We start from the raw sequence: 17,721 nt of genomic DNA on the forward strand, positions 1-17,721 counted from the left end.
CAGCGCATTCTGCGACCGAATTGGCACCAAAGAGAAGAGCCACCTTATAAAATACTATGGTGCCAATAAGGAGCCAGCCATGCGTTCCGTCACCGCCGACCTGCTCCTGCAGCGCCTGAACGCCCAGGCGCCGTCCGGGCCGCGCAATCGCCGTCTGTACGAAGCGCTGCGCGCCGCGATCCTGGACGGCTCGCTGCCGCCGCGCTCGCGCCTGCCCGCCTCGCGCGATCTCGCCGCCGAGCTTGGCCTCTCGCGCAACACGGTGCTGCACGCCTACGAACAATTGCAAGCCGAGGGTTACCTGCACACGCGCGTGGGCAGCGGTACCTTCGTCGCCGAGACCGCCCCTGACCGCTTTCTGCACGCCAGCCGCGCCGTCCCGGCGGCGCCGCACGCCGGCCTGGCTCCGCGCCTGGCGCAACGGGCGCGCACGGCGCTCGAGCGCGCCTCGGCCTTCGAGCGGCAATGGGGCGCCTTCATGCCCGGCGTGCCGGACGTCAGGCAGTTTCCCAACCGCCACTTCGCGCGGCTGCTGGCCCGGCTGTGGCGCTCGCCGGAGCCCGCTCTGCTCACCTATGCCAACGGCGGCGGCGACATGCGCTTGCGCGAAGCCCTGGCGCAGCATCTGCGGGTCGCGCGTTCGGTGCGCTGCGAGCCGGAGCAGCTCCTGATCACCGAGGGCGTGCACCAAGCCATCGAGATGGCCGTCAAGATGCTGGTCGACCCCGGCGAAACCGTGTGGGTCGAAGACCCGGGGTATTGGGGCTTTCACAGTGTGCTGCGCATGGATCCGGCGATCACCGTGCGCGCCATTCCGGTGGACGAACAGGGCATGCGCCTGCCTGTGGAGGATGGTGCGCCGTCCCCGCGTCTGGTGTTCGTGACGCCTTCGCACCAATACCCGCTGGGCCCGGTCATGAGCATGGCCCGGCGCCAGGAGTTGCTCGCCTTCGCGCGCAGCCGGAACGCCTGGATCGTGGAGGACGACTACGACAGCGAATTCCGCTTCGGCGGACACCCGATTCCCGCAGTGCAGGGCCTGGAGGAAAACCCGCCCGTCATTTATATCGGAACATTCAGCAAGACGCTGTTTCCCGGCCTGCGCGTGGGCTACATGGTGCTGCCGCGCGAACTGGCCGCCGCGTTTCGCTCGGTGCACGCCGACCTCTACCGCGAAGGCCATGCGATCACGCAGCGCGCGCTCGCCCACCTCATCGAGGACGGCCACTACGCCGCCCACATCCGGCGCATGCGCGTGCTGTACGCGCGGCGGCGCGCGCTGCTGGTCGAGCTGATCGAACAGCACCTGAGCAGCGCCTGCCTGCACACGCAGGACAGCAACGCCGGTCTGCACCTGGTGCTGCGCCTGCCCGCGCACGTCAACGACGCGGCTCTCGCGCAGGACCTGATCGCGCGCGGCATCCTCACGCGGCCGCTTTCGCGCTACTACCTCGGCGACACCACAGCGCGCGGTCTGCTGCTGGGGTACGCCTGCGTGGAGGAGGCGGACATCACGCCCGCCTTCCACGCGCTGCGCCAGGGGCTGGCCGAGCACGGCATCTAGGCCCGGCAGCTTGCGCGCGGACGCGCAAGCTGCCTACTATTTGCGACTGCGCGCGGCCCCGCGCCGCCCTTTACTTCCTCGCCCACCCGCCCGCATGCCCCTGGATACTCCGGCCCAGCGCCGCACCGCCACCCGCAAACGTCCCGGCCGGGAGCGCATCATGCACGCCATCCGCGCCGCGGCCATCGCGGAATTCAGCCTGCGCGGCTTCAAGGGTGCCACCACGCAGGACATCGCCAGGCGCGCCGGCCTCACCAAGCCGCAACTGCACTACTACATCGCCGGCAAGGACGAGCTCTACCAGGAACTGCTGCGCGATGTGCTGAACGGCTGGTCGGCGGGCTTCATCTTCGAGTCGGACGAACACGACGCGGCCACGGTATTGCGCGAGTACATCCGCAAGAAACTCGAGTACGCGCTCGACAACCCGGACGTGTCGCGCATCTTCACGCGCGAGATCATGGACGGCGGGCCGAACCTGGGCGACTACTGGCCGCACGCGGTCGCCTCGATCCGCCACAAGGTGGAGCGCATCGAGCGCTGGATCGCCCAGGGCCAGATACGCCCGCTGGACGCCCGCATGTTCCTCATGCACATCTGGGCAATGACCCAGCATTACGCCGACTACGAAACCCAGGTGCGGGTCATGCTCGGGTGCGCCGCGCCGCAGCCGCTGGCGCGCGAACCGATAGTGCACGAGCTCACCGAGCTGGTGCTCCGTGGCGCGGGGGTCGCACCAAAATAAGGCGCGTCAGCCGGTCGTCGCGGCGGCCGTAGAAGCAGCGCGGAGTTGGCACGGGTTCTGCTTATTTTGACCAGTCGATCAAATTCACTGGTCAATGAAATGGACGCCGTGCTTTCCTCTCCCATCGCCACCACGCTGGAACTCGTCGTGCACGCGGTCGAGCAGCGCTCGCCCGACATCGTCGCCTGCACGCTGGCGCACCCGGAGGGCGAGCGCCTGCCCGCCTGGGAGGCCGGCGCGCACATCGACGTGCACCTGCCCAACGGCATGGTGCGCCAGTACTCCCTGTGCGGCGATCCCGCGCAGCCCGGCCGATACCAGATCGCTGTCAAGCGCGAAGCCGCCGGCCGCGGCGGCTCGGCGGCCCTGTGCGATGCCGCCTGTGCCGGCGCCCGCCTGCGCGTGGGCCTGCCGCGCAACCAGTTCGCCCTGGCCGATGCCAGCCACTATCTGCTGCTGGGCGGCGGCATCGGCGTGACGCCGCTGCTGGCCATGGCGCACACGCTGCACGCCCGTGGCGCCGAATTCACCCTGGCGGTATTCGCGCGCAGCCCGGGGCATCTGCCGCTGCCGGCCGACTGGGGCAGCCTGCCCTGGGCCGATCGCGTCCGCCTGCACCTGGACGACGGCGCCCCCAAGGAGCGCGCCGACCTCGCCGGCCTGCTCGCGCAAAGCCCGGCCACGGGCCGCGTCTACGTCTGCGGCCCCGCGGGCTTCATGGACGCCGTGCGCCGGGCCTCGCCGCTGCCGGCCGATCGCATCCACAGCGAACATTTCAGCGCGCCGGGCGCCGCCGGCGCCACCGCGGCCGGCGCCAGCTTCGAGGCCATCCTCGCCCGGCAGGACGGCCGGCGCGTCAGGGTGGGCCCGGACCAGACTCTGGCCGAAGCGCTGCACGCGGCCGGCGTGGACGTCGACATGGTGTGCGAACAAGGCATCTGCGGCTCCTGCGTCACCCGCTTTCTGGATGGTGCGCCGATCCACGGCGACACCTGCCTGACCGCCGAGGAGCGGCAGACGCACGTTGCCGTCTGCTGCGCACGCAGCGCCACACCCACGCTCACGCTGGATCTCTAGAATGGAACACCCCGCCACCCCGGAACGCCTGCGCCGCGCCCGCCTGCCCCGGTGGCTGCTCGGCAGCGACTGGCCCGTCATGGACGCGCAACCAGTCCTGGCGGACATCGCGCTCGCGCAAGGCCGTATCGCGGCCATCACGCCGGCATGCGGCCACACGCACGCGGCCGGCGACTGGGATCTGGCCGGCGCGCCCGTGCTGCCCGGCCTGATCGAAGCGCACGCCCACCTGGACAAGACGCTGACGCTGCACCGGCTCGGCCAGGTCGAGCCCGGCCTGCTCGGCGCGATCGAAGCCATGATGCACGACCGTGCGCGCTGGAGCGCCGACGACGTGCGCGAACGCGCCGAACAGGCCCTGCAATGGGCCTGGGCGGCCGGCGTGACGCGCATGCGCACCCATTGCGACTGGTGGGAACCCGCCGCCGTGCCCATCGCCTGGCACGTGCTCGCCGAACTCGGCCACGACTGGCGCGCACGCGTCGAGCTGGAACGCTCCGCCCTGATCCCGCTCACGCTCTTCGCCGAGCGCGAAGACGCCCGCCGCCTGGCCCGCCAGGTCGCGCGCCTGGGCGCCGGCGCGCATCTGGGCGGCTTCGTGCACACCAGCAACTGGAACCCGCAGGCGCTGCGGCACCTGGTCACAGCCGCCGCCGAGGCCGGGCTGGGACTGGATCTGCACATCGACGAAGAGCTCGCTCCGCAGGCGGCGGGGCTCGCCACCCTGGCCGCGCTGCTCGCCGACACCGGCTTCGACGGCCCGGTGGTCTGCAGCCATGCCTGCGCTTTGTCGGTACAAGATCCGGACCGCGCCCTGGCCACCCTCGACGCGGTGGCCCGCACGCCGATCACCCTGGTCAGTCTGCCCGCCACCAACCTGCTGCTGCAGGATGCGCAGACCGGCCGCACGCCGCGCACGCGCGGACTGACGCTCATCAAAGAGGCGCGCGAGCGCGGCATCCCGGTGCTGATCGGCTCGGACAACGTACAGGACCCGTTCTGCCCGATCGGCGACTACGACCCCGTGCAGGCCCTGGCCACGGGCGTGCTGGCCGGCCAGCTCGAATCGCCGTTCGATGCCTGGTCCGACGCGATCTGCCGCAACGACTGGCTGAACCGCGGCACGCCCCGCCCCGGCAGCATCGGCGGCCCCGCCGACTTCGTGATCTTTCCGCAAGCACGCGCACAGGGCTTTCCCGGCCGCACGCATGCGCGCATCGTGCTGCGCAACGGCCGGGCAATCGCCCCCGACACCGTTCCGGCAGGGTACATCCCGCTGTCTTGATCTTCCTTCTTCCGCAGGCCCGTTTCCTTCCTTGAGGATGCCATGAACACCCCGCTGCCCCACGCTCTTCGCCACTTCGCCCGCTGGGCCGCCCTGCCGCTGGCCGCCGCCGCCCTGGCGCCGGCCGTACACGCGGCAGAGAAATTCACGCTGCTCACCAACTGGTATGCCCAGGCCGAACACGGCGGCTTCTACCAGGCGCTCGCCACCGGCCTGTACGAGAAGCATGGCCTGGACGTGACCATCAAGATGGGCGGCCCGCAGGTCAACAACGTGCAGATGATGGTCGGCAACCAGGCCGACTGCGTGATGGGTTCGAGCGACCTGCAGATGATCCAGGCGCGCGCGGGCGGCGTGCCGGTGACCACGGTCGCGGCCTTCATGCAGAAGGACCCGCAGGTCATGATCGCGCACGACGACGTGAAGTCGTTCGAGGATCTCAAGGGCAAGACCATCCTCATCGCGCAGACCGCGCACCGCGCGTACTGGCCCTGGCTCAAGGCCAAGTACGGCCTGGACGACGGCCAGAGCCGTCCGTACACCTTCAACATCCAGCCTTTCATGGCGGACAAGAACACGGCGCAGCAGGGCTATCTGACGTCCGAGCCGTTCTCGATCCAGCAGGCCGGCGGCAACCCCACGGTGCTGCTCTTCTCCAATTACGGCTATCCGGCCTACGCCGCCACCATCACCTGCATGGAAAGCACGGTCAAGGAGCGCCGCGACACCGTCAAGGCATTCCTCGAGGCCTCGGCCGAAGGATGGAAGAGCTACCTGGAGAACCCGGCGCCCGCCAACGTGCTCATCCGCAAGGACAACCCGAACATGACCGAGGCGCAGCTCGACTACGGCGTCAAGAAGCTGAACGAAGAGCAGATGGTCACGGGCGGCGACGCCGCCACGCTGGGCATCGGCGTGATCACCGAAGCGCGCGCCAAGCAGAGCTACGACTTCCTGCTCGAGGCCGGCCTGCTCGATCCGGCCAAGGTCGACATCGGCCAGGCCTATGACGTATCGCTCATGCAGGACGTCAAGGTCCTGCCCTGAACGCAGCGCGGCGACCCTCCCGGCCGCCGCCCCCCCAACCCCGAACGCGCGCGCCCTGCCATGACCCTCGCAAAGACCTCGCTCTCGCTGGCCTACCCGACGCCAGCCGACTTGCCCGCCAGCGCCGATCCGCACGCCGCGCCGGTGGTCGAGATACTCTCGGCCGAGAAAACCTACGACAACGGCACACGTGCCCTGCTGCCGGTCGATCTGAAGATCGCGCGCGGCGAGTTCGTCACCCTGCTCGGCCCCTCGGGCTGCGGCAAGAGCACGCTGCTCAAGATGATCGCCGGCCTGCTCGAACCCACCGACGGGCGCATCCTGCTGTGGCGCCATCCGGTGCAGCAGGCCACCGGCGGCAAGATGGCGTTCGTGTTCCAGTCGCCCACCCTGATGCCCTGGGCCAGCGTGCAGACCAACGTGCGCCTGCCGCTGGACCTGGCCGGCGTGCCGCGCGCCGAAGCGGATGCCCGCGTGGCCGACGCGCTCGCGCTGGTCGGCCTCGCCAAGTTCCACAAGGCGCTGCCGCGCGCCCTGTCGGGCGGCATGCAGATGCGCGTCTCCATCGCGCGCGCGCTCGCCACCGACCCCGACCTCCTGCTGATGGACGAGCCCTTCGGCGCGCTCGACGAAATCACGCGGCACAAGCTCGACTCCGACCTGCTCGAGCTGCAGAGCCGCAAGAACCTCACCGTGGCGTTCGTCACCCACTCCATCCACGAGGCGGTGTTCCTGTCCAGCCGCGTCGTGGTGATGGCCGCGCGGCCGGGCCGCGTGGTCGAGACCCTCGACATCGAAGAACCCTATCCGCGCAACATCGACTTCACCACGTCCACCACCTTCGCCCGCTACGCACGCCACCTGCAGCACAGCCTGTTGAAGGCGAGCGTGGACACTGAGGAGGCACACTGATGGCCACCCGATCCACTCCGGTTCCCCTGCTGCGCCGTCCCGAGGTGCAGCGCATCGTCTACCCCGCGCTGGTCGGGATCGTGCTGATCGCCGCGTGGCAGCTCGCCGTCACCGCGCTGCAGTTGCCGCCCTACCTGGTGCCCTCGCCCTATCTGATGGCCGTCACGCTGTTCGAGCACTGGCAGCCGCTGGGCATGGCCCTCGCGACGACGGTGAAGATCACGCTGATCGCCTTTCTCGCGGCCACCGTCGCCGGCGTGCTGGTCTCGTTCCTGTTCGTGCAGAGCAAGCGCATCGAGACCGCCCTGTTCCCGTACGCCGTGCTGCTGCAGGTCACGCCCATCGTCGCGGTCGCGCCGCTCATCATCATCTGGGTCAAGGACCCGACGATCTCGATGGTGATCTGCGCCACCCTGGTCGCGCTCTTTCCGATCATCGCCAACACCACGCTCGGGCTGCGCAGCATCGACCCCGATCTGCAGGCCTACTTCAAGCTCAACCGGGCAACCCGCTGGCAGTCGCTGGTGCGCCTGCGCATTCCGAGCGCGCTGCCCTACTTCTTCGGCGGGCTGCGCATCTCGAGCGGGCTGGCGCTGATCGGCGCCGTGGTCGCCGAATTCGTCGCCGGCACCGGCGGCACGGGCTCCGGCCTGGCCTACCAGATCCTGCAGGCGGGCTTCCAGCTCGACATCCCGCGCATGTTCGCCGCCCTGTTGCTGATCTCGCTGACCGGCATCGCCCTGTTCGCGGCCATGTCGTGGCTGTCGAAGAAGGCGCTGGGCTCCTGGCACGCCAGCGAGACCTCGCACGACTGAGCACGAACCGACGCGCAAGGCCGGCCTTCACGCCTTGCGGCGGACGCCATCCCACGCGCCGGCCAACACGGCCGGCGCTCTCCCCAGACCTGCTTTCCGGCCGCCGACGCGCGCTCCGGCCGCCCCCACTCGGAGTTCCATCATGACTGTACATGCCAACCCCGCCGCCAGCCTGCCCGCGCAGTTGCCCGGGCTCGAATGGATCGTCGACCCGCTGAAGGTCGGCCGCCTGTCCAGCGACTTCTCCTGGTTCAGCCCGGTGCTCAAGGAGCAACTGGCCGGCAAGCGCGGCGACGTCGTGGTGCGTCCGCGTACCGAGGACGAGATCCGCAGCGTGGTCGGTGCCTGCGCCCGCCAGGGCATCCCGATCACCGTGCGCGGCAGCGGCACCGGCAACTACGGCCAGTCCACGCCGCTGCAGGGCGGCCTGGTGCTCGACCTGTCGGCCTACAACGCCTTCGGCTGGGCGCGCCGTGGCGTGGGCCGCGCCCAGGCCGGCATCCGCCTGGCCGACTTCGACAAGCACGCGCGCCCGCTCGGCTACGAACTGCGCTGGCTGCCCTCGACCTTTCGCACCGCCACGCTGGGCGGCCTGTTCGGCGGCGGCTTCGGCGGCGCGGGTTCGATCACCTACGGCCCGGTGGCCGCGACCGGCAACGTGCTGGGCGCCCGGGTGATGACCGTCGAGCCCGAGCCGCGCGTGCTGGAGCTGCACGATGCCCAAGCCATGCTGCTGCATCACACCTACGGCACCACCGGCATCGTGCTCGAACTGGAAGTCGCGCTCGCGCCGGCCCAGCACTGGATGGAAGGCGTGGCCGTGTTCACCGACTTCGAAAAGGCCCTGCATTTCGCCAACGACGTCTCGGCCAACCCGGCGCTGATCAAGAAGGACGTGTGCTTTCTCGGCGCGCCCATCCCGCAGTACCTCACGCCCATCGCCGAAGCCCTGCCGGCCGGCTGCCACGCCGTGCTGCTGGTCATCGCCGAGTGCAGCGAAGCCGGCATGCGCCAAGTGCTCGCGCAGCACGGCGGCGAACTCACCTACTGCAAAAACGCTGAGGAAGTGCAGGCGAGCGGGCGCACCCTCATCGAGTTCACCTGGAACCACACGACGCTGAACGCGCTGAAGCACGACAAGTCCCTCACCTACATCCAGAGCGCCTTCGACCCGTCGCCCAACGACTACCTGGGCCAGATCGTGGCGCTGGAGAAGGAACTGGCCGGCGAGGTGATGATGCACCTGGAGTTCCTGCGCACCAAGGAAGGCGGCCTGAACTGCAGCGGCATCCAGCTCGTGCGCTACACCACGCCAGAGCGCCTGAACGAGATCATGCAGATCCATCGCGATCACGGCGTGCGCATCAACAACCCGCACGTCTACGTCGTGGAGGACGGCAAGCAGGGCAAGGTCAACCCCGAGGTGGTCGCGCTCAAGCAGCGGCTCGACCCCCAGGGCCTGCTCAACCCGGGCAAGCTGCGCGGCTGGGACGAGCTGCGCGCGGCCGACGGGGTGGCGGCATGACGGAGCTGCTCGCCACCCTGCCGCCCGAGACCGTGGCCATGACCACGCGCGACGGCGTGCGCCTGGATGCGGACGTGTACCGCCCGGCCGCGGCCGGCCCATACCCCGTGCTGCTCATGCGCCAGGCCTATGGCCGGCGCATCGCCTGCACACTGTGCTACGCCCATCCGCGCTGGTATGCCGCGCACGGCTACATCGTGGTCGTGCAGGACATCCGGGGGCGCGGTACGTCCGAAGGCGTCTTCACCCTGGGCCGCCACGATGCCGAGGACGGCGCCGAGACCATCGCCTGGGCGGCGAAGCTGCCCGGCAGCAACGGCCGGGTCGGCATGTACGGGTTCTCGTACCAGGGCTACAACCAGTACATGGCGGCGAGCCTGGCCGGCCCGGAACTGCAGGCGCTCGCGCCCGCCATGGCGCCCTGGGACGCGCGCGAGGGCTGGTCGCACAGCCAGGGCGCGTTCCGCCTGCAGTCGTCGATGGGCTGGGCTACGCAGCTCGCGGCCGAGACCGCGCGCCACGCCGGCGACGCCGATGCCTATGCCGAACTCGCGCGGGCCGCCAAGGCGCTGCCCCTGGGCGAGCGCGTGCCCGCGCGCCCGGCCTTCATGGACAAGTACCGCGAGTTCTCGCACTACACGGCCTGGCGCGACACGCCGCCGGACGATCCCTATTGGCAGGACATTTCCCCGGCGGCGCGGCTGCGCGCGATCACCGAGCGCAAGCTGCCCGCGCTGCTGGCGGCCGGCTGGTACGACAGCTTCCTCGAAGGCAGCCTGGCCGGCTGGAAGGCCCTGCACGAGGCCGGCGCAGCGCCGGCGCACCTGGTGGTCGGGCCATGGGGCCACTTTCCCTGGGGCAGGCGCAGCGGCGCGGTCGACTTCGGCCCCGAGGCGGACGGCGGCATGGACGCCCTGCACCTGCGCTGGTTCGACCGCTGGCTCAAGGACGCGGACAACGGCGTGGACGCCGACGCCCCCGTGCGCCTGTTCGACCTGGGCAGCAAGTCCTGGCGCAGCTTCGACGCCTGGCCGCAGGGCTCGCACGCGCTCTTTCTGGCGGGCAGCGGACTCGCCTCGCTCGACGCGCAGGACGGCCGCCTGCTCGACGCGGCGCCGCAGGCCTCGCACCTGGTCGATTGCGTGGTCACCGACCCCTGGCGCCCGGCGCCTTCGGTGGGCGGCGCTTTCGGCACGCCGCCGGGCGCCGTCGACCGCGCCGGCGTCGATGCGCGCGGCGACGTGCTGACCTATACCAGCGCGCGCTGCACCGAAGCGCTGACGATCGCGGGCGACGTGGCGCTCGAACTGCACGTGGCCTGCGACCGACCGAGCTTCGACCTCGCCTGCACGCTTTCGCGCGTACAGGCCGACGGCAAGGTCATTCCGCTCGCCGAAGGCTACCGCCGCGTCGCCCCCGACGCCGACACCGCCGTCGCGACCGTGCGCCTGGCCGCCACCTGCGCCACCCTGCAGCCGGGCGAGGCCCTGCGCCTGTCGATCGCGGGCGCGGCCTTTCCCGCCTACGCCGTCAACCCCGGCACCGGCGCAGACCCCAAGACGGCAACCGGCGCAAGCGCCCTGGTCACCACGCTGGGCGTGCACTACGGCGCCGGACAACCTTCACGACTGCTGCTGAACCTTGTTTGAGGACCCATCCATGACGATCCGCCTGCCCCGCCGCCTCTGGGTGGACATGACGACGCGCGAGTTTTCCCGGCTGCCCAAGGACACCGTGGCGGTGCTGCCCGTGGCTTCGGTCGAGCAACACGGCCCGCACCTGCCGGTGTACGTGGACGCCTGCCTGAACGAAGGCATCGTGCAGCGCGCAATACAGCACCTGCCCGAGGAACTGCCGATCACCTTCCTGCCCATGCAGGCCGTCGGCAAGGCCAACGAGCACCTGGCGTTTCCCGGCACGCTCAGCCTGTCGGCCGAGACGCTGACCCGCGTGTGGACCGAGATCGGCGAGTGCGTGCACCGCGCCGGCATCCGCAAGCTGGTGCTGTTCAACTCGCACGGCGGCCAGCCGCAGGTGATGGACATCGTCGCGCGCGATCTGCGCGTGCGCCTGGGCATGTTCGTCGTGTGCTGCGACGGCGGCAGCTTCGGCCCGGTGCCGGGCGAGCCGTTTCCCGAGCTGGAGCGCCGTCACGGCATCCACGGCGGCAGCAAGGAAACCTCGATGATGCTGGCCCTGCGGCCCGACCTGGTGCAGATGGAACATGCGCAGGACTTCCGCCCGGCCAGCATCCACATCGAGGAGAACTACCGCTACCTGCGCGCCGAAGGCCGCGTGGGCTTTGGCTGGCAGGCCCAGGATCTGAACCCGGCGGGGGCCGCGGGCAACGCGCTCGACGCCGACGCAGAGCGCGGCGACCAGGTGCTCGATCACGCGGCGCGCGGCCTGGCCACGCTGCTCGCCGAGGTGCATCGCTTTCCCATCGACCACCTGCGCGCCACGCCGTGACCGGCGGCAAGCAACGGCATCCGGCGCCCGCGCCGTCCGGCGGGCGCGGCCACGTCCTGGCCGCACCGCCATCCAGCGCCAGCCCTTACACGCGGCCCGCCAAGGCCGCGGCAACCCCGTACGAGGCCCAGCCATGACATCCGCCCCACCCGCCGGCATCCCGCTCGGCGCCACGCCCCGCAACCAATGGCGGGTCGCCGCCGCCAGCGCCGACCTGGTTCGCACCCCGCCCGCGCCGCGCCCGGCGCGCTTCGCGGCCCAGCCGCAGGACCTCGCCATCGATCTCGCGCGCACCGCCATCGTCGTCATCGACATGCAGAACGACTTCTGCCACCCGGACGGCTGGCTGGCCTCGATCGGCGTCGACGTGGCGCCGGCGCGCAAGCCCATCGCCCCGCTGGCACGGCTGCTGCCGGTGCTGCGCGAGCAGGACGTGCCGGTGCTATGGGTCAACTGGGGCAACCGCCCCGACCGCCTCAACCTGAGCCCCTCGCTGCTGCACGTGTACAAGCCCACCGGCGTGGGCACGGGCCTGGGCGATGCCCTGCCCGGTGGCGCGCGCGTACTCGAAGCGGGTTCGTGGTCGGCCGGCATCGTCGACGAGCTCGTGCCGGCCCCCGAGGACATCCACGTCGCCAAGTACCGCATGAGCGGCTTCTGGGACACGCCGCTGGATTCCATCCTGCGCAACCTCGGCGTGCAGACGCTGCTCTTTGCCGGCGTGAACGCCGACCAATGCGTGCTGTGCACCCTGCAGGACGCCAACTTTCTCGGCTACGACTGCATCCTGCTCGAGGACTGCAGCGCGACCACCTCGCCCGGCTACTGCATGCAAGCGACCCTCTACAACACCAGACAGTGCTTCGGCTTCGTCGCCACCTCCGAAGCTCTCGCCGCAGGAATCCAGACATGCTGAAACCCGCCCCCGCCATCCGCAAGGTCATGGCCGAATGTCCGGCCTGGCGCATCTCGCCCCAGGACACCAACTACTTCGCCATGGTCTTCGACGCCACCGGAGAGGGCTGCGACCTCGTCGCCGTCGTCGAAATCTTCGAGCCGGGCGGACGCACACCGCCCAACACGCACGTGCGCGCGCATGAGATGTTCTTCATCCTGGAGGGCGAAGGCCGGGCCTACGCGGACGGCGAAGCACTGGAGTTGCGCCGCGGCGACGCCATGCTGGTGCGCCCGGGCAGCTCGCACGAAGTGGAGAACACCGGCCCGGGCAAGCTGTACTGCCTGACGGTGATGACGCCGGACGAGGACTTCGCCGCCCTGATCCGGCGCGGCGTGCCGGTGACGCTGAGCGCCGAAGACAAGGCAGTGCTGGGCATGGCCGGCACTTGAGGCCGGCGCGCCCGCGCATAAAACAGCCCGCGCATGACAAAAAAAAGCCGGCACGACTAGCGTACCGGCTTTTTTGAACAGGCCTTCCCGAAGGACCGACGGCGACAAGCCATCGTGAAACTGGGGCCGACCAACGAATTGGTCGGGGCGAGAGGATTCGAACCTCCGACTCCTGCGTCCCGAACGCAGTACTCTACCAGGCTGAGCTACGCCCCGAGTTTCCATCGAATACGCGCCTTGGCGCACCCGAGAAAGAAAAAGAGTATAGCGATTTTCTGACGCTTCGTAAACTAGTCACGCGCATTGCTACAACGAGCGCGCCAATGGCAGCTTGCTGCCCGCGATCGCGCGCTCCAGCAGCACGCCGCGGCGAAAGCGAAACAGCTTGGCGGGCCGCCCGGCGCCGCCCGCCTGCACTTCGCCGGTTTCCTCGACCAGCTCCTGCTGCTCCACCAGGCGGCGGAAGTTCTGCTTGTGCAGGCGACGCCCCGCCAGCGCCTCGACCGCCTGCTGCAGTTGCAGCAGCGTGAAGTCGCTGGGCATCAGCTCGAAGAATACAGGGCGGTACTTGATCTTGGCGCGCAAGCGAGCGATGCCGGTGGCGAGAATGCGCCGATGGTCGTGCCGCATGGCGTCGCCCGGCACGATGTCCATGGCCTGCTGCAGCGGCTTGCCCGCCCGGCGCACCGCCTCGGACACCAGACCGGCTTCGTACATGAGCTCGTAGCGCTGCAGCACCAGGTCTTCGTTCCAGCCATGCCCCTGCAGGCCGAAGGTGACGGCGACGCGTTCGTCGCGCAGCGCCCGGCTCTGCGCATCCGGCGCGGCGGCCACCCAGCGCCCGAGCGCGGGCACGATGCGGGCGTCGATCAGGGGCGGCGCGCCGGCGCGCCGGTCTTCCCATGGAAAATAGCGGTACCAGTTCTGCCAGCTACCCGTGACCGTCGCATCCGGCGCCGCCTCGCGGGTCAGCGCAAGATAGCTGATCGACATCGCCTGGACCTCGGCGCCGGAGGCGTCGATGCGGTCGCGGTCGGCGAAGGTGTAGAGCTGCTCGACGTAGCCGAGCGGATGATGCGTCTGCTGTTCGACCCAGGCGCGCAGCCCGGCCTGCAGCGAGCGGTGCCCCTGCTCAAACGGCCCGGCGGGCAGCGCCGTGGCCTCTCGCGTGGTCAGCACGCGCGGCTCGCCATCGGTGACGGCGACCAGCACCGCGACCAGATCGACCGCGAGAGCACGACTCGTGTGATCGGACATGGCAACAGCGAAAGGCGCGCCCGGGCGCGCCGCGGAAGGGACGCGCAGACGGCGGTTCAGGCGAGTTGGGCCAGCGCCTGCTCGCGCGTATCGACCACGTTCAGGATGGCCAGAAAGCCGCTGATGTCGAAGACCTCGCGCACATGCGGCTGCATGCCGAAGATGACGAGCTTGCCTTCGGCCTGCTTCAGGCGCTTGGCGAGGACGAGGACCACGCGCAGCCCGGCGCTCGAGATGTAGTCGAGCTTGCCGAAGTCGAGCGCCAGCTTGTGCGCACCGCCATTGACATGCGCGAGCAGCTCGGCTTCGGCTTCGGCCGAGTTCACGCTGTTCAGCTGCCCCTGGGGCGCCGCAATGAAGGTTGCACCGAGATTTTCACAGGCAATGGTCATGGTGTCGTCTAAGGGCGGTACGATGCGAGGAGTCTGCCAACGATGCGCCGGTCGGCCGCATGGCAAGCGATATTAACAGCACCTCGCTCACGCACACACGCATGCATCGCCCCGCCGCTTCCTGGTTACGCCTGCCGCCCTCGCCGACGGCACGACGCCGCACCCCCGACATCATCTACGGGGCCCAGGATCGACCGCCCACCGGTGTATTGCTGACGCTCGCCGCGCAGCACGCGGCCACCGCCCTGGCCCTGCTCACCTACGTCATCGCGGCCGGCAGCATGGGCCGCCTGGACGTCGGGCAGATCCAGCAGCTCGTCGCCGCCACCGCCTTGGGCATGGCGCTGTGCACCGCGCTGCAGGCATGGGGCGGCAGGCTGGGCTGCGGCCTGCTCGTCGTGCACATGCCCAATCCGCTGCTCATGCTGCTGAGCGCAGAGGTCCTGATCCGCTACGGCCCCGGTGGCATGGTCGGCGCGACCCTGGTGCTCGCCGTGTGCATGTTCGCCACCGCCTACTGCATGCCCTATCTGCGCACCGTCTTCCCGCCCGCCGTGGCCGGCGTGGTCATCTGCATGGCCGGCCTGTCGCTCGCCGGCTCGTCGCTGTCGCACGCCATCGGCCTCGGCCCCGACGGCCAGGCCGTGGGCAGCATGGCCTGGGTCTCGCTCGTCACGCTGGGGGTCATCGTCGCCTGCGCGATCTGGGGCGCGCGCACGCTCAAGCTGCTCGGCCTGCTGGCCGGCATCGCCGTCGGCGTGGTGCTTTCGGCCTTCGCCGGCCTGCTCGCGGGCTGGGATCAACTGAGCGCGGTCGCCTGGCTCGCCCTGCCCACCCCGCCGGCGCCAGTGTTCGCACTCGACCCGGGGCTGGTGATCGCGCTCGCCCTGATCGGCGTCATGAGCCAGCTCGACACCTTCGGCACGGTGGTGCTGATGCAGAAGATCGAGGACACCGACTGGCGGCGCGCCGACCTGCGCGCCACGGGGCGGGCGATGCGCGCAAACGGCATCGGCGACGGGCTCGCCGCATGGCTGGGTGCGTATTCCACGTGTACGTCGTCGGCGAACATCGCGCTCGCGCACATCAGCCGCAGCACCTCGCGCTACATCGGGCTGGCCACCGCCGCCCTGCTCGCCCTGGTGGCCCTGATGCCCAAGGCGAGCCTCGCGCTCAGCCTGATCCCGCCGCCCGTGATCGGCGCGATCGAAGTCTACGTCGCCGCCTTCCTGATCGTCGCGGGCATCGAACTCATCACCCAGCGCGCCCTGGACAGCCGCGCCATCTTCATGGTGGGCATCTCGCTCACGCTGGGGCTGGGCGTACTGGTCCTGCCCCAGGTCGCCCAGGACGTGCCGCCCGTGCTGCAGTTTCTGGTCGGCAACGGCGTCATCGTCGCCAGCCTGGTGGCGATCGCGCTCAACCTGCTGTTTCGCCTCGGTACGGGGCGCAGCGCCACGCTGACGCTGGACACGGCCGATACGCCCCATGCGCCCGCCAGCGCGATCACGGATTTCATCGAGCGCCAGGGAGCGGCCTGGGGCGCGCGGCGCGACGTCATCGTGCGCGCGGCCATGGCCGCGCTCGAAGCCAGCGAGGCCATCGCGGGCACTGGCCACGCGCGCCGCGTGCGTGCGCTGCGCGGCGCCTTCGACGAATACAACCTCGACATCGACCTGGAGCACGACGGCCCGCCGCTGGCGATGCAGCCGGCCGCGGCGGGCGACCTCGCGCGCCTGCTCGACGACGAGGACGACGTCAGGCTCGAACAGGCCGTGGCAGGGGCCTCGCTCGCCATGCTGCGCCACCTGGCCGACCGCGTGAATGCCGGTACGCGGCAAGGGCGCTCCTTCATCCATCTGCATTTCGACCACTGAGGCCCCGGGGAGGCCGTCTTGACCGCATCCGATTCGATCGACCTGGACCCGACCGCCACCGCGGTCGGCACGGCCATCGCCTGGCTCGAAACGCTAGCCGAGCGCGACCGCTGGCCGGCCCGGGTAGCCATGGGCCTGACACTGAGCGTGGACGAAGCACTCACCAATGTGGTGGCCTATGCCTTCGGCCAGCGCGACGCGGACAGCGCGCCACCGCGGGTGCGCCTGAGCTATGTGCGCCTGCCCGCCGCGCTGCGCGTGACCATCACGGACAACGGCATCGCCTTCGACCCGACCGCCGTCGCCCCGCCGACAGCGATGACGTCGGTCGAGCAGGCCAACATAGGCGGCCACGGCGTGCAACTGATGCGCCACTACCTCAGCCGGATCGCGTACGCCCGGCAGGACGGCGAGAATCGCCTGACGCTGGAGATCGACTGCCCGCAGGCCTGACCCGGCCTGCGCCGCATGCCGGCTGCAGCCCGTCCCGCTCCCGGGCAGGCGTCAGGACGGCGAACCGCCGGCAGACCGGCTCAGCAGCCGCGCCAGCGTGCGCGGCTGCACGCCGTACTGGGCCGCCACGACCTCCTTGGGCACGCCTTCGACTTCCACCAACTGGCGCGCCCGCGCGCACTGTTCGGGCGAGAGCGACGGCATGCGGCCGACGTGCTTGCCGCGCGCCCGGGCCGCGGCCATGCCGGCGCGCGTGCGCTCGCTGATGAGAGACCGCTCGAACTCCGCCAGCGCGGCCATCATGTGGAACACCAGCCGTCCGCCCGATGTCGCGGTATCGATGTGCTCGCACAGCGAGCAGAAGGCGACGCCCCGCTGGCCCAGGCGATCGAGGAGCTGGACCAGGTGGATCAACGAGCGGCCGAGCCGATCGAGACGCCAGACCACCAGCTTGTCGCCCTTGCGCAGGGCGCGCAGGGCCCGCGTCAGCCCGGAACGCGACGTGACCGCGCCGGACACACCATGATCGGTGTAGATCTGGTCGCAGCCCGAACGCTGCAAGGCGCGGGTCTGCAACTCCAGGTTCTGATCCTCGGTGGAGACGCGAGCGTAGCCTATGGTTCGTGCGGGAGCCTTCATCAATGCCTCGGGTACTGCCTGAATCCGCGTCGGCCACCGCACGAGGGCAGGCGGGCGCGCGCTCCCCGGCCGCGCGTGGCGACGCGCGGCTGGCGTTGACAAGAAGGGGTCCCATTGCGCTTACGGTAGCGAGCGTGGTCACCGGTTCAACTCAGGAAGCTAAGTCGTTGTTGTTAGTGACGCTTTACATCTACTCATTCTTTATCACAAGTGTTCCAGAAGGGACCCCTTTTGGTCACAAGCGCCACGCCAGTGCGTGTTCGCCGGGTTGATCGAGGCGGCGATCCCATGGAGCGCAGGGGCGATGCGAGGCGAAA

General features: G+C 70.0%; 17 protein-coding genes and 1 tRNA gene. 14 read left to right on the top strand and 4 right to left on the bottom strand.

Annotated features, from left to right (window positions below):
- The first annotated feature begins 79 nt into the window (after nt 1-79).
- The 12 genes from pdxR to FOZ76_RS17270 all read left to right on the top strand — a co-directional run bounded on the left by pdxR (nt 80) and on the right by FOZ76_RS17270 (nt 12,786).
- Nucleotides 80-1,564: a MocR-like pyridoxine biosynthesis transcription factor PdxR gene (gene pdxR / locus FOZ76_RS17215; RefSeq protein WP_143949526.1), complete on the top strand. Its 1,485-nt coding sequence runs from the start codon at nt 80-82 to the stop codon at nt 1,562-1,564.
- Between the two features lie 94 nt (nt 1,565-1,658).
- Nucleotides 1,659-2,309: a TetR family transcriptional regulator C-terminal domain-containing protein gene (locus tag FOZ76_RS17220; RefSeq protein WP_143949527.1), complete on the top strand. Its 651-nt coding sequence runs from the start codon at nt 1,659-1,661 to the stop codon at nt 2,307-2,309.
- A gap of 108 nt (nt 2,310-2,417) precedes the next feature.
- A complete protein-coding gene (locus FOZ76_RS17225) occupies nt 2,418-3,386 on the top strand; it encodes a PDR/VanB family oxidoreductase (protein WP_246129591.1) in 969 nt (322 codons plus the stop codon).
- A 1-nt stretch (nt 3,387) separates the two neighbouring features.
- On the top strand, nt 3,388-4,671 hold the full coding sequence (locus FOZ76_RS17230) for an amidohydrolase family protein (protein WP_143949529.1): 1,284 nt from the start codon (nt 3,388-3,390) through the stop codon (nt 4,669-4,671).
- Nucleotides 4,672-4,713: 42 nt separating this feature from the next.
- On the top strand, nt 4,714-5,718 hold the full coding sequence (locus FOZ76_RS17235; protein WP_143949530.1) for an ABC transporter substrate-binding protein: 1,005 nt from the start codon (nt 4,714-4,716) through the stop codon (nt 5,716-5,718).
- A 60-nt stretch (nt 5,719-5,778) separates the two neighbouring features.
- Nucleotides 5,779-6,630 (top strand): ABC transporter ATP-binding protein, encoded by an 852-nt coding sequence (locus FOZ76_RS17240; RefSeq protein WP_143949531.1) that lies wholly within the window; start codon nt 5,779-5,781, stop codon nt 6,628-6,630.
- Nucleotides 6,630-7,445, top strand: a complete 816-nt coding sequence (locus tag FOZ76_RS17245; protein WP_143949532.1) for an ABC transporter permease — start codon at nt 6,630-6,632, stop codon at nt 7,443-7,445. The genes FOZ76_RS17240 and FOZ76_RS17245 overlap by 1 nt, the downstream gene beginning before the upstream one ends.
- 142 nt (nt 7,446-7,587) lie before the next feature.
- Entirely contained in the window at nt 7,588-8,970 is a 1,383-nt protein-coding gene (locus FOZ76_RS17250; protein WP_143949533.1) for an FAD-binding oxidoreductase, read from the top strand.
- The gene (locus FOZ76_RS17255) at nt 8,967-10,619 is read left to right on the top strand and encodes a CocE/NonD family hydrolase (protein WP_143949534.1); all 1,653 of its coding nucleotides are present in this window, start codon (nt 8,967-8,969) and stop codon (nt 10,617-10,619) included. Before FOZ76_RS17250 ends, FOZ76_RS17255 begins: the two co-directional genes overlap by 4 nt.
- Nucleotides 10,620-10,629: 10 nt before the next feature.
- Complete coding sequence (locus tag FOZ76_RS17260; RefSeq protein ID WP_143949535.1) at nt 10,630-11,439, top strand: creatininase family protein; 810 nt, start codon at nt 10,630-10,632, stop codon at nt 11,437-11,439.
- Between the two features lie 133 nt (nt 11,440-11,572).
- Nucleotides 11,573-12,355: a cysteine hydrolase family protein gene (locus tag FOZ76_RS17265; protein ID WP_143949536.1), complete on the top strand. Its 783-nt coding sequence runs from the start codon at nt 11,573-11,575 to the stop codon at nt 12,353-12,355.
- Nucleotides 12,349-12,786, top strand: coding sequence for a cupin domain-containing protein (locus tag FOZ76_RS17270; RefSeq protein WP_143949537.1), 438 nt, complete (start codon nt 12,349-12,351; stop codon nt 12,784-12,786). The genes FOZ76_RS17265 and FOZ76_RS17270 overlap by 7 nt, the downstream gene beginning before the upstream one ends.
- 139 nt (nt 12,787-12,925) lie before the next feature.
- On the opposite strand, the gene FOZ76_RS17275 is transcribed toward FOZ76_RS17270, so the two are convergent.
- The 3 genes from FOZ76_RS17275 to FOZ76_RS17285 all read right to left on the bottom strand — a co-directional run bounded on the left by FOZ76_RS17275 (nt 12,926) and on the right by FOZ76_RS17285 (nt 14,435).
- Nucleotides 12,926-13,002 (bottom strand) — tRNA-Pro (locus FOZ76_RS17275).
- A 90-nt stretch (nt 13,003-13,092) separates the two neighbouring features.
- Entirely contained in the window at nt 13,093-14,043 is a 951-nt protein-coding gene (locus tag FOZ76_RS17280; protein WP_143949538.1) for an NUDIX hydrolase, read from the bottom strand.
- A 56-nt stretch (nt 14,044-14,099) separates the two neighbouring features.
- The gene (locus tag FOZ76_RS17285) at nt 14,100-14,435 is read right to left on the bottom strand and encodes an STAS domain-containing protein (protein ID WP_143949539.1); all 336 of its coding nucleotides are present in this window, start codon (nt 14,433-14,435) and stop codon (nt 14,100-14,102) included.
- A gap of 59 nt (nt 14,436-14,494) precedes the next feature.
- Here FOZ76_RS17285 and FOZ76_RS17290 point away from each other — a divergent pair, with 59 nt between their 5' ends.
- On the top strand, nt 14,495-16,312 hold the full coding sequence (locus tag FOZ76_RS17290; protein WP_143949540.1) for a solute carrier family 23 protein: 1,818 nt from the start codon (nt 14,495-14,497) through the stop codon (nt 16,310-16,312).
- 18 nt (nt 16,313-16,330) lie between these two features.
- A complete protein-coding gene (locus tag FOZ76_RS17295; protein WP_143949541.1) occupies nt 16,331-16,765 on the top strand; it encodes an ATP-binding protein in 435 nt (144 codons plus the stop codon).
- 51 nt (nt 16,766-16,816) lie between these two features.
- On the opposite strand, the gene FOZ76_RS17300 is transcribed toward FOZ76_RS17295, so the two are convergent.
- Nucleotides 16,817-17,404 carry a recombinase family protein gene (locus FOZ76_RS17300; RefSeq protein ID WP_143949542.1) on the bottom strand — a complete coding sequence of 196 codons (588 nt, stop codon included), beginning with the start codon at nt 17,402-17,404 and terminating at the stop codon, nt 16,817-16,819.
- Nucleotides 17,405-17,721 lie beyond the last annotated feature (317 nt).

The organism is Verticiella sediminum (assembly GCF_007558815.1).
GTDB classification, from domain to species: domain Bacteria; phylum Pseudomonadota; class Gammaproteobacteria; order Burkholderiales; family Burkholderiaceae_B; genus Verticiella; species Verticiella sediminum.